This is a genomic window from Myxococcus sp. CA039A (genome assembly GCF_013336645.1).
In the GTDB taxonomy this organism is placed as follows: domain Bacteria; phylum Myxococcota; class Myxococcia; order Myxococcales; family Myxococcaceae; genus Myxococcus; species Myxococcus llanfairpwllgwyngyllgogerychwyrndrobwllllantysiliogogogochensis.
Map to the genome: position 1 here is coordinate 1 of NZ_JABUMQ010000351.1, position 11,021 is coordinate 11,021.

Below are 11,021 nucleotides of genomic sequence, written 5' to 3' on the forward strand. Positions count from 1 at the left end.
CGCGTGGAGCGCGCGGAGGGAGGAGGGCTCCGGGAGCGGCCCTCGCGGTTGTTGGTGGAGCCCGCGTGGCTGGACGCGGAGGTGGCGGAGACGGGCAGGTTGCTGGCCGCGAGGGTAGGCGGGCGGCGGCACCGGGTGACGGCGGTGACAGGGCCGGAGCGGCTGGGAGGGGAGTGGTGGTCCGAGTCTCCCTTCCAGCGCGACTACTACCGGGTGCACTTCGAGGGACTGGGCCCGGCGTGGGTGTTCCGGGACATGCGAGATGGCCGCTTCTATCTGCAGGGCTTGTTTGACTGACGTGCCACGCGCGGCGTGTGCTTTCGTGCAATCAATTGCAGAATCAGCGGGTCGGAAGCTCGCGGGAACTGATGCCTGTGAGCCCCAGGCGTCGCACTGCCTCTATGAACCGCTCTGTTCCAATGATCATCGTGGCGAAGTTACCCACCCGAAACAGGTCCAGGTCGACGGGGAGAGAACGCGCGTCGAGGATCGGGTGGTCAGGCCTTTGGAACGCGAGCCGGCCACATGTCTTACAGGCTGGCGCCAGATCTGAAGGGAGGCAGTCTGGATGCAAACGCCCCTTCAGTTCGATTTGAAGCTCCAGCATCTCTGGTGGGCTCTTTTGCCTCCAGCGCAGCTCCGTCTCACAGCCGACGAGACCCTGGACATGCAGTGACCGGAGTTGCTCCAGCGTGTCCCGGCGCAACATCAACAAGTAGTCCCCTTGCCAGGTGAGTGGACCCAAATCGCCACGGGCCGTCCCCACCATGGGGCCGAACGCCGTTCCTGGTGGAAGCTCCGCTCCTGGGGGGGCCAGGGGGCTCGCGAGCGTACGCAGGCGTTGGTACTCGGGCACGGACGTAGGCCATGGCCTCACGAAACGGGCCTGTTCCGGCAGCGATGAGAGGTCCACGCAAGGGTAGTTATGTCCCGAGCCACCCCAGGTCGCGCCACAGTCGGAGCACTCGACTCCAGGCAGCGACCACTTGTGCGCGGCGTTGAAGTCGCCTCGGTATCGAGAGGTCTCTGCACTGTCCTCACCCAGTTCGAAGAATCGAGTCATCTGTCCAGGACGTGGTTATTCCAGATGGGTGTAGTAGGGCTTGACGGGACCGCCCAGGAGTTGGAAGCGGTAGATGAGTTCCCCTGCATGTTTGAAAATTTCTTCCTTGGAGGGGAAGGGATTCTGTCTCTGATACTCACGCCATGCCTTGTTCCAGGCGCCTCCACGGTCTCCGCCTCGGTGAATCCGTTGGTGGACGTCCCGTGGAAGAGGGAGCGTGTAGTCGTGGATGTTGAGTCCTCTGCTGCGGAACCATAACGCCAGGTCTTCGGCCTGCGGGAAGATGTGGTGCTTCTCGAAGCGGCCCGGAGGGAGCTGAAATCTCGGCGGTGTGGGACGAGGACTCCCATGCCAGGGGATGACGAAGACGGGCTCATGGCCTCCAGGTGTTTTCAGCCCGCTTCCCCAGTTTCTGCGAGGACCTCCTCCGGGCGCAGCGGATGCCGCGGGAGGACGCGCGGGTGGAAAGCGCGCCAACGTCAGTTCGTCGAGCATGTGCTCGCAGCGGAAGAAGGCGCACGTGTCCTCTTCGCAGAGGGGAGCGAGGCAGACATCCTCATGCGGCTCGGAGCACTCTCCCTGCGCGTCTTCCCAGAAGGGGACCGCTGACGCAGCCGATGTCGCGCAGCCCTGCCATCCGGTGGCGAGCAGGACGACGCAGAAAACATGCAATGCGCGCATAGTCTGTGGATAGCACGCCGCCGCCCCCAGCTTCACCGGTTTGCCCACCGCCGCCTCGGGTGGTTATGCAGAGCGACCACCTTTTCCCCCAGGGCCCCCATGCGCGTCTCCGCTCTCCTCCTGCTGTCCCTGCTTGTCACCGCATGCGCCGCGCCGCAGGTCCGTCCCGCGGGGGCCATCCGCAAGGTCGTCGTGGTCGTCGGCTCGCGGGTGGACTCACTGCCCTCGGCGTCCTACCGCGAGGACCTGATGGGTGAGGGCAACCCTCGCACCGTCCTCTCCGGTTCGACGGAAGCCGTCCTCCGAGAGCGGGGCTTCGAGGTCGCCGGGACGCGCATCTCCGCGGCGCCTTCGCCCTCCACGGACGAAGTCGTGTCCGTCATCCGTGAGAACGACGCGGAGGCCGCCGTCGTCGTCGTGCTGTCCTGGGTCGACGTCTCCGCCGTCCAGACCATGGGCCGCGCCGACGTGGTGCTGGAGGCCGGCGTCGTCTCTCCCGACGGCCAGTTGATCTGGCGCAAGGAGAGCCGCACCGTCGCGATGATTGGCCTGTACCAGTCGCAGACGGACTACAGCTCCTATCTGCGCAAGGCCGTCATCCAGGCCGTCAAGGAAGTGCCCTGAGCCTCCACGCCCTCAGGGCTTCGGCCGAGGGCTCGCCAGTCGCAGGTGCTCGTGCACCGTCTCCGCGCGCAGGTAGAGGAACTGCGCGTCGCCGAACGCCAGCGTGTCGCCGTCGTTGAGCGTCACCTGCGCCCGAAACCCCAGGGGCGCGCCGTTGATCCACGTGCCATTCATCGACTGCGCATCGCGCACGAGGAAGCCGCCCGTCGCCGCATTCCACCGCAGCGTGGCGTGGTGCTGGGAGACAGACGGGTCCGGCACCACCAGGTCACACTCCGAGCGGCCGACGGTGAGCTCCTCGCCATCCACCTTGGGGTTGAGGAAGTGCACCTCCAGGTTGTCGAAGTCGCGAAGCATGGCGAGCAGCCGCTCCGTCATGCGCGAGCGATGCGCCATGCCCACCGTGCGCGCCCCCGTCAGCTGCTGGGCGACGCTTCGGAACACCGGGTCCACGGGCTGCTGGATGAGCGCCACCGGGCCTGACGCGGCCCGGAAGGCTTCGAGCGAGGCTTCGGCGAAGGGTCGGAGCTGGTTCACGGACACCATGTCGCCCACCCTACGTCCAAGCAGGGGCCACGGGAAGCAGGCTGTCGAGCCCTCCTGGACGCTCGGCGAGGGAGTCCGTCACACCGTGAACGTGGCATCCCCCAAGAGGGCATGGGAGCGTGCGCCCTGCATGCGGGTACTCGTCACGGGAGCGGCGGGCTTCATCGGTCACCACGTCAGCGCGCGACTGCTGGCGCGAGGGGACACCGTCCTCGGCGTGGACAACCTGGACCCCTCCGGAGATGTGCCACTCAAGCAGGCCCGCCTGGCCCGACTTCGCACCACTCCCGGCGCCGAGCACTTCACCTGTCATCCGGTCGACATCACCGATGCCGCCGCGCTCGCGAGAATCTTTCAGCAAGAGCGCCCCGAGCGGGTCGTGCATCTGGCGGCGAGGGTCGGCGTCCGGACGGCGAGCGCCACCGCCCGGTCCTATCTGGACACGAACGTGACGGGGTTTCTCCACGTCCTCGAGCAGTCACATGCCACGCAGGTGGAGCACCTGGTCTACGCCTCCTCCAGCTCCGTGTACGGCGCTGACACGCCGCCCCCTTTCGCGGAGAGCGCCTCGGCCGACCACCCGCTGAATGTCTACTCCGCGACCAAACGCGCCGGAGAGCTGCTGGCCCACACGTACGGCCACCTGCACGCGCTGCCCACCAGCGGGCTGCGCTTCTTCACCGTGTACGGTCCCTGGGGGCGTCCGGACATGGCGCCGTTGCGCTTCCTTCGCGCCCTGCGCGAGGGGCGTCCCATCGACCTCTACGGCGAGGGCCGCATGCGGCGCGACTTCACCCACGTGGACGACGTGGCGGAGGCGGTGCTGCGCGTGCTGGACCGCCCGCCCTCCGGTACACCGCCGTATCGACTGCTCAACGTGGGCCGCGGCGAGCCCGTCTCGCTCCGCGACTTCGTGGCCGTCCTGGAGCGACACGTGGGGACGCGGGCCGTGCTGCGCCCACTGCCAGCCCAGCCAGGGGAGATGGACGGCACGTGGGCGGACCCCTCCGCGCTGGAGCGCGAGACGGGCTTCCGTCCTCGCGTCTCCGTGGAAGAGGGGCTCGCGCAACTGGAGGCGTGGGAGCGGGAGCACCCCCAGTTCAGGACGTGAGCCAGTCCCGCGACAGTCCACGGGGACGGGTCGCATCATCGCGCTGGAGTCGCGCTCCCGCCCGGCCTCACCCGGCCGTCACCTCCACCCGGCCATGCTCCACGCGCCAGGCCTCGGAGGTGCACGCGCGAGCGAACGCGGTGTCGTGCGTCACCAGCAGCAGCGCGCCGGGATACTCACGCAGGGCCGCCTCCAGTCGCTCGATGGAGGGCAGGTCCAGGTGATTGGTGGGCTCGTCGAGCACCAGCGCCCAGGCGTGCTGTCCCAGTCCGCGAGCGATGAGCAGCTTGCGCACCTCTCCCGGTGAAGGTTGCTCCGAGCCCAGCAGCCGCTCGGGGTCCACGCCGAGCGCGGCCACCAGGGACAGCACGCGCCCCTTCTCCTCGGGAGGCAGGGCGCGCACCTCGTCGAGCGTGGTCCGCGCCTCCTCCGCGCCCACGTCCTGCGGCAGGTACAGCACGCGCTCCATGGGAACGCGAGCACGCTCCAGCAGCGCGCGCACCAGGGTGCTCTTGCCCGCTCCGTTGGGACCCTCGATGCGCACGCGCGCCTCGCGGCCGACGGACAGATTCACGGGCCCCAGCAGCGGCACGTCCCCGGCGCGCAGCTCCGGCACGTCGAGGGTGAAGAGCCACGGGTTGGGCGAGCGCACGTAGTCGACGAAGACGGAGCGACCCACGGTCTTGTCCGCAGTGAACTCACCCACGGCCTCGGTGGCGCGCTCCAGTTCGCGCCGCTGGATGCCCACGCGGCGGCCCGCGTGATTCTCCGCCCAGCCCGCCACGACGGACGCGCCCATGGAGCGCGCGTCGTTGTCGTTCTTGTCCTTCAGTCGCTTGCGTGTGCTCCGGGCCGCGTCGGCGGACTGTTGCTCGCGTCGGGCCTGGTCGAGCAGTCGCGCCGCGCGCCGCTGCTCCGCGCGGGCCTGTTGATAGACGCCCACCTCCGCCTCGCGCTCGGCCTCCCAGTGCTGCTTCGCCGCGGAGTAGGCCCCGGGCCACAGCCGCGCATCGCCGCCATGGACGCGCAGCGTGGCGGTGGTGAGCGTCTCCAGCAGCGGCCGGTCATGTGACACGACGACGCCCACGCCCTTGAAGCGCTTCAGCGCCGAGACGAGCCACGTCCGCGCCTCCGCGTCCAGGTGGTTGGTGGGCTCATCGAGCAGCAGCACGTGCGGCTCGGCGGCCAGCGCCGCGCCCACCTGCCACCGCTTGCGCTCGCCCGGGGACAGCGTGGACCAGCGCTCCAGCGCGGAGACGTCCAGCCCCAGTTGCCCGTGCAGCCTGCGCGCGAGCGAGTCCCATGACTCGGCGAAGGCGGTGATGTCCGGCGTCAGCGCCTCCACTTCCTGGCGGCACAGCCGCAGGGTGGGCGAGGGGGGCTCGGACTGGATGTGCCCCTCGGTGGGCGCAAGCTCCCCCGAGAGGAGCCGGAGCAGGGTGGACTTGCCGGCGCCATTGGCGCCCACGAGCCCCGTCCAGCCGGACGCCAGGTGGAAGTCGACTTCAGAGAGGACGGCGACAGCGTCGGAATAGGCGAACGACACGCGATGCGCGCGAAGGGAAGACATGAAGCGAACTCCTGAATCCAGGCGCGAGCCAGCCCAAAGGGCGGCCCTGCGCGGTGAGGCCAAAAGACCTGGGACTCAGCGGCTCAGCTTCAAGGGTACGTCGACCTCGCGTAGGGAGGGGGTGTCAGGCCCTCCGGTGGATGCGTGCGCCAAAATCTATGACGCGCGCCGGGGCGGAATGCAACCCCGTCTCGCTCGCCGGCCAGCCTGGACGGCGAGCAAGACGGATTCCGGACAGCGGTCTACTCGTCCTGCTCGGAGGGAGGACGGGGACGACGCGCCTGCGGAGCGCTGGCGCCGGTGAGGGTGGCGGGCTCCGCGATGACGTTGCTCCGGGCGATGCTCTGGGCGCTCAGGGAGGCGGCGGTGGGCGCGGGACGCGTCCCCGGGGCCTGGGGCGCGGGGCGTCTGGCCGCGTCCTCCTTGGCGAAGAAGACGTCCTTGATGACGGAGATGGCGCCCAGGGTGGCGGTGGCCTCGTAGGGGATGAACATCTTGTTGTCACCCTTGCCAATCTCCTGGAGGGTCTCCATGTAGCGCAGCGCGAGCACCTCCGGGGTGGCGTGGCCGCTGTGGATGGCCTCGAAGGTGAGGCGCGTGGCCTCGGCCTTGCCTTCGGCCTCCAGCATGGTGGCGCGCTTGTGGCCCTCGGCGCGGGCGACCTCCGCGTCGCGCTCGCCTTCGGCCTGGAGGATGCGGGAGATCTTCTGGCCTTCGGCCTGGAGGATGGCGGCGGCCTTGTCGCCCTCGGCCTTCGTCACTTCGGCGCGGCGCTCACGCTCGGCGGTCATCTGCTTGGCCATGGCGGACTTGATGGCCTGGGGCGGCTCGATTTCGCGCAGCTCCACGCGCGTCACCTTCACGCCCCACTTCTCCGTGGCCTCGTCCAGCACCATGCGCAGCCGGGTGTTCACCGTCTCGCGGCTGGTGAGCGTCTGGTCCAGCGTCAGGCTGCCCATGACGTTGCGCAGGTTCGTCATGGTGAGCTGTTCAATCGCCAGCGCCAGGTTCTCCACCTGGTACAGCGCCTTCGCGGCGTCGACGATCTGGTAGTAGATGACCGAGCCGACCTCCATGTTGACGTTGTCGTGGGTGATGACCTGCACCGTCTCGAAGCCCATGACCTGCTCGCGCAGGTCCACCATGGTGCTGCGCATGTAGCGGTTGCCCGTGCGCATCTCGATGGGGCGGGGGCTGTCGAGGAAAGGGATGAGGAGGTTGAGGCCGCTGGTGGCGACGCCATGGAACTTGCCCAGCCGCTCCACCACCATGACCTTGGCCTGGGGAACGATGCGGACGCAGGTGTACAGCACGAAGCCCGCGAGCCCCACGAGAGCGGCAAGGATTACAAAGGTCAGCGCGTCCATCAGACTTTCTCCTGTTTCTGTTCCGCCTCGGGAACCGACAACGTCGCCGAAGGGCGGCGCACCCAAAGCTTGAGTCCCTCGACCTGCTCCACGGTGACGAGCTCCCCCTGGGGGATGGCGCCGGACAGCGAGCGGGCCGTCCACAGCTCGCCGTTGATGCGCACCGTGCCCCCGTGGGGGCCTTCAATGGACTCCATCACCACCGCCTCCTGCCCCACCATGGCCTCGACGCCCGTCTTCAAGTGCGAAGCGTTCCGCATGAAAACGTTTTTGAACAGGGTGCGCGAGGCGGCGAACAGGCCGATGGAGACGGTGGCGAAGAGCGCCAGTTGGAGGAAGAAGGTCAGCCCGAGGCCCGCGGCGAGCGAGGAGACGAGCGCCCCCACCGCGAACCACACGAGCCCGAAGCCGGACAGCTTGATTTCCAGCCCACCGCAGGCGAGGGCGGCGACGATCCAGAGCTGCCAGGCGGCGGGGGTCAGGTCCATGAAGATCTCTTTGTCAGTCGGTTCCCCGTCCTGTCAAACGCGGGCGGGCGGGGACGAAAGGACTGAACGCCTTCATGGGGCCCCGTGAGGGGGCTTGGGCGCGCCTACTTCGTACGGAACAGCTCCCGCGTCTCGACGATGGGCTGCTGGCCGCCGATGGTCCGGGTGAAGAGCAGGCGCTGGGGGACGCCGCCGCTATCGCAGTCCAGGGCGTCCAGGGCGAGGGTCTCCTTGAAGACGAGGGTGTGGCTGGTGGGCTTGGGCCGCGAGGTGGTCTTCTCGATGCCTCCGGTGCGGGGTGGCTCCTGGGGGCGGGTGGCGTAGGTCTTCGCGGGGCGCCGCGTCACGACGAACTCCACCTTGGCGGGCTCCCGGTCCAGGTTGAGCAGGTAGCTGCTGGTGTCCTTGTGGCTGGGGCCGACGGTGTCGGGGGTGAGGCTGTCGAACTGCACCAGCGTCTCCGCCTGGTAGACGCCCCGCGCGTCTCGCTGGAAGCGGACCGTCAGCGTGTAGTTGTTCTTGAGCAGGGCATCATTGGCCATGCGGGTCAACGGGTCCTTGAGCTGCTCATCGGTGAGCGGTGTCTGCCATTCCTTGAACACGCGGCCCTTGTAGGTGCCCAGATACAGCTCGCGACTCACCCCACAGGGGGCGCTCTTGCGCGAAGCGGCCTGCGTCTCGCCGACGAGCCCGAGTGCCGGGAAGAGCAGGGCGGACGCGAGGACCAGGGTGAAGGGAAGGGCGAAGCGGTTGAGGCCGTGCAGGGACATGAGTCCTCCTCGTCGAGAGGTGTCGTGGCGACATGGGCCGATGCCGTCCGTGGCAACGGGCGCCTTTCCGGGAGAGGGCGGCGCCGGGCGGACAGCGACGGTAGGCACCGGGGACTCGCGTGACAGTGATTCTCAGGAGTTGAGCGTTGCTGCGCGGACAGGGAGGCGAGGCTCGGAGATGGCATGTCTGGGTTTGGACGAGGGGCTCGGCCCAGGGGCTGTCTGGAAACGTCGTGGCGCGGCGGCGGGTGGCGGACGGCAGGCGCCGGAGTCGCGGAACGAGGCCCTGGAGGCCCGAAGAGGACGTGGTGCGTCGGGGCGCGTGCGGCGTGCCTCAACCCGGCGAGTCTCTCGGTCGCTGAACGAAGATCCGACCTAGCGCCTGAACGGCTGGTCAGTGTCTTGATCGGGTGTGGACTACGCCGAGCTCGTCTGTCGCTCCAACTTCTCGTTTCTGCGCGGTGCCTCGCATCCGGAGGAGCTGGTGCTCACCGCCTCGCGGCTGGGGCTGAGCGCGCTGGCGCTGACGGACGCGGATGGGTTGTACGGGGCGGTGAAGGCCCACCTCGCGGCGAAGGAGCACGGCCTGCGGCTCATCCTCGGGGCCGAGCTGACGCTGGAGGACGGGCCTCCGGTGGTGGTGTACGCGGCGGACTCGGGGGGCTATTCGAACCTGTGCGCGCTGGTGTCGCGCAGTCGGATGACGCACCCCAAGGGGGAGGCGGGGCTGCCGTGGCGGGCGCTGGCGGAGCGCTCCAGCGGGCTGCTCGCGTTGTTGCCGGAGCCGGCGGCGCTGGAGCGGGTGGCGCCGTTGGCGGAGGCGTTCCCGGAGCGCTTCCATGTCGGGCTGTGCCGGACGTTGTCGGCGGGGGACTCGGCCCGGGAGGCGCGAGCGGAGGTGCTGGCGCGGGAGCTGGGGGTGCCGCTGGTGGTGCACAACGACGTGCACACGCACCACCGGAGACGTCAGCCGCTCCAGGACGTGCTGAGCGCGGTGCGGCACGGGACGACGGTGGACCAGGCGGGGACGCGGCTGTGGCCCAACGGGGAGCGGACGCTGAAGGGGCCCGGGGAGATGGCGCGGCTGTTCGCGGACCGGCCGGAGGCGCTGGCGCGGACGGTGGAGCTGGCGTCGCGGTGTCGGGCGTCGCTGGATGACCTGCGCTACCGCTTCCCGGAGGAGGACCTGCCAGGAGGGCGGACGGCGGACGAGCACCTGAGGGTGTTGACGTACGAGGGGCTCGGGGTGCGCTACCCGGCGGGTGTGCCGCCGGAGGTGGTGAAGCAGATAGAGCACGAGCTGCGGTTGATCGCCGCGCTGGACTTCGCGGGGTACTTCCTCTCGCTGTGGGACATCGTCGGCTTCGCGCGGCGGCAGGGGATTCTGTGTCAGGGGCGAGGGAGCGCGGCGAACTCGGCGGTCTGCTACGCGCTGCAGATCACCGCCATCGACCCGGTGCGGATGGGCTTGTTGTTCGAGCGTTTCCTGAGCATGGCGCGCAAGGAGCCGCCGGACATCGACGTGGACTTCGAGCACGAGCGGCGCGAGGAGGTGCTCCAGTACGTGTATGAGAAGCACGGGCGCCACAGGGCGGGGATGGTGTGCGAGGTCATCTGCTATCGCGGGCGGCTGGCGCTGCGGGAGGCGGGGAAGGCGATGGGGTTGTCATTGGACCAGGTGGACCGGCTGTCGAAGGTCTCCGCGGCGCACGGGTTCGAGGTGACGCCGGAGGTCCTGCTGGAGGCGGGGCTGTCCGCGTTCGACCGGCGGGTGCAGCGGACGTTGTCCCTGGCGGCGGAGCTGGAGGGCTTTCCCAGACATCTGTCCATCCACGTGGGCGGGTTCGTGATGACGCGAGAGCCGCTGACGGAGCTGGTGCCGGTGGAGAACGCGGCCATGGCGGGGCGGACGGTCATCCAGTGGGAGAAGGATGACATCAATTCGATTGGACTGTTGAAGGTGGACCTGCTGGCGCTGGGGATGTTGACGGCGCTGTCGAAGTGCTTCGCGCTGATTCGAGAGCACCACGGGCGGGAGCTGTCGCTGGCGACGATTCCGGCGGAGGACCCGAAGGTCTACGACATGTTGTGCGAAGCGGACACGGTGGGGGTGTTCCAGATCGAGAGCCGGGCGCAGATGAACATGCTGCCGAGGCTGAGGCCGAGGACGTTCTACGACCTGGTGGTGGAGATTGCCCTCATCCGCCCGGGGCCGATTGTCGGGAAGATGGTGCACCCGTTCCTGCGCAGGAGGAACGGTGAGGAGACGGTGGTGTACCCGAGCGAGGCGGTGCGGGAGATATTGGGCAAGACGCTGGGGGTGCCGCTCTTCCAGGAGCAGGCGATGAAGCTGGCGATGGTGGCGGCGGGCTTCTCCGCGGAGGAGGCGGATGGGCTGCGGCGGGTGCTGAGCCACAAGCGCGCGGAGTCGATGCTGTTGCAGTACCGGGGACGCTTCGTGGAGGGGTGTCTGTCGCGAGGGTACTCGCGGGTGCAGGCGGAGGAGTGGTTCGACAACTTCCGGGGCTTCGCGCACTACGGCTTTCCGGAGAGTCACTCGGCGAGCTTCGCGTTGATTGCGTATGCGTCCAGTTGGTTGAAGTGTCATTACCCGGCGGCGTTCACGACGGCGTTGCTGAACTCGCAGCCCATGGGCTTCTACGCGCCGCACACGCTGGTGGCGGACGTGCAGCGGCACGGCGTGGAGGTGCGGCCGGTGGACGTGCGGTGCTCGCGGTGGGACTGCACGCTGGAGGACGGGGGGAAGGCGCTGCGGCTGGGGTTGCGGATGGTGAAGGGGC

10 protein-coding genes and 1 pseudogene are annotated in these 11,021 nt (G+C 68.8%); 4 read left to right on the forward strand and 7 right to left on the reverse strand.

Annotation, left to right across the window (positions count from 1 at the left end; genetic code table 11):
- A pseudogene (locus HR086_RS39220) lies at nucleotides 1–297 on the forward strand (DNA polymerase Y family protein); the annotation flags it as partial.
- Between the two features lie 43 nt (nucleotides 298–340).
- Here the strand turns inward: HR086_RS39220 and HR086_RS39225 are convergent.
- Together HR086_RS39225 and HR086_RS39230 are read right to left on the reverse strand one after the other, a co-directional pair.
- A complete protein-coding gene (locus HR086_RS39225) occupies nucleotides 341–1,063 on the reverse strand; it encodes a double-CXXCG motif protein (protein ID WP_174459318.1) in 723 nt (240 codons plus the stop codon).
- 15 nt (nucleotides 1,064–1,078) lie between these two features.
- Entirely contained in the window at nucleotides 1,079–1,744 is a 666-nt protein-coding gene (locus HR086_RS39230; protein ID WP_174463713.1) for a TIGR02269 family lipoprotein, read from the reverse strand.
- Nucleotides 1,745–1,843: 99 nt separating this feature from the next.
- Here HR086_RS39230 and HR086_RS39235 point away from each other — a divergent pair, with 99 nt between their 5' ends.
- Nucleotides 1,844–2,368, forward strand: coding sequence for a hypothetical protein (locus HR086_RS39235; RefSeq protein WP_141648776.1), 525 nt, complete (start codon nucleotides 1,844–1,846; stop codon nucleotides 2,366–2,368).
- Between the two features lie 12 nt (nucleotides 2,369–2,380).
- On the opposite strand, the gene HR086_RS39240 is transcribed toward HR086_RS39235, so the two are convergent.
- Nucleotides 2,381–2,914 (reverse strand): FHA domain-containing protein, encoded by a 534-nt coding sequence (locus HR086_RS39240; protein ID WP_141648775.1) that lies wholly within the window; start codon nucleotides 2,912–2,914, stop codon nucleotides 2,381–2,383.
- A 130-nt stretch (nucleotides 2,915–3,044) separates the two neighbouring features.
- Here HR086_RS39240 and HR086_RS39245 point away from each other — a divergent pair, with 130 nt between their 5' ends.
- Nucleotides 3,045–4,025: an NAD-dependent epimerase/dehydratase family protein gene (locus HR086_RS39245; protein WP_174468164.1), complete on the forward strand. Its 981-nt coding sequence runs from the start codon at nucleotides 3,045–3,047 to the stop codon at nucleotides 4,023–4,025.
- Nucleotides 4,026–4,092: 67 nt separating this feature from the next.
- Here HR086_RS39245 and HR086_RS39250 read toward each other — a convergent pair whose 3' ends face one another.
- The 4 genes from HR086_RS39250 to HR086_RS39265 all read right to left on the reverse strand — a co-directional run bounded on the left by HR086_RS39250 (nucleotide 4,093) and on the right by HR086_RS39265 (nucleotide 8,220).
- Nucleotides 4,093–5,595, reverse strand: a complete 1,503-nt coding sequence (locus tag HR086_RS39250; protein ID WP_174459316.1) for an ATP-binding cassette domain-containing protein — start codon at nucleotides 5,593–5,595, stop codon at nucleotides 4,093–4,095.
- Between the two features lie 242 nt (nucleotides 5,596–5,837).
- Nucleotides 5,838–6,962, reverse strand: a complete 1,125-nt coding sequence (locus HR086_RS39255; protein ID WP_141648772.1) for an SPFH domain-containing protein — start codon at nucleotides 6,960–6,962, stop codon at nucleotides 5,838–5,840.
- The gene (locus HR086_RS39260) at nucleotides 6,962–7,450 is read right to left on the reverse strand and encodes an NfeD family protein (RefSeq protein WP_141648771.1); all 489 of its coding nucleotides are present in this window, start codon (nucleotides 7,448–7,450) and stop codon (nucleotides 6,962–6,964) included. The genes HR086_RS39255 and HR086_RS39260 overlap by 1 nt, the downstream gene beginning before the upstream one ends.
- Nucleotides 7,451–7,554: 104 nt before the next feature.
- A complete protein-coding gene (locus HR086_RS39265) occupies nucleotides 7,555–8,220 on the reverse strand; it encodes a hypothetical protein (RefSeq protein ID WP_174468165.1) in 666 nt (221 codons plus the stop codon).
- A gap of 412 nt (nucleotides 8,221–8,632) precedes the next feature.
- Here HR086_RS39265 and HR086_RS39270 point away from each other — a divergent pair.
- A partial coding sequence (locus HR086_RS39270; protein ID WP_174468166.1) for an error-prone DNA polymerase occupies nucleotides 8,633–11,021 on the forward strand: 2,389 nt, incomplete at its 3' end.

Excerpts from the sequence above, each read along its gene's own strand:
- HR086_RS39225 (WP_174459318.1), bottom strand. The coding sequence starts at position 1,063 with ATGACTCGATTCTTCGAACTGGGTGAGGACAGTGCAGAGACCTCTCGA.
- HR086_RS39230 (WP_174463713.1), bottom strand. The coding sequence starts at position 1,744 with ATGCGCGCATTGCATGTTTTCTGCGTCGTCCTGCTCGCCACCGGATGG.
- HR086_RS39235 (WP_141648776.1), top strand. The coding sequence starts at position 1,844 with ATGCGCGTCTCCGCTCTCCTCCTGCTGTCCCTGCTTGTCACCGCATGC.
- HR086_RS39240 (WP_141648775.1), bottom strand. The coding sequence starts at position 2,914 with ATGGTGTCCGTGAACCAGCTCCGACCCTTCGCCGAAGCCTCGCTCGAA.
- HR086_RS39245 (WP_174468164.1), top strand. The coding sequence starts at position 3,045 with ATGCGGGTACTCGTCACGGGAGCGGCGGGCTTCATCGGTCACCACGTC.
- HR086_RS39250 (WP_174459316.1), bottom strand. The coding sequence starts at position 5,595 with ATGTCTTCCCTTCGCGCGCATCGCGTGTCGTTCGCCTATTCCGACGCT.
- HR086_RS39255 (WP_141648772.1), bottom strand. The coding sequence starts at position 6,962 with ATGGACGCGCTGACCTTTGTAATCCTTGCCGCTCTCGTGGGGCTCGCG.
- HR086_RS39260 (WP_141648771.1), bottom strand. The coding sequence starts at position 7,450 with ATGGACCTGACCCCCGCCGCCTGGCAGCTCTGGATCGTCGCCGCCCTC.
- HR086_RS39265 (WP_174468165.1), bottom strand. The coding sequence starts at position 8,220 with ATGTCCCTGCACGGCCTCAACCGCTTCGCCCTTCCCTTCACCCTGGTC.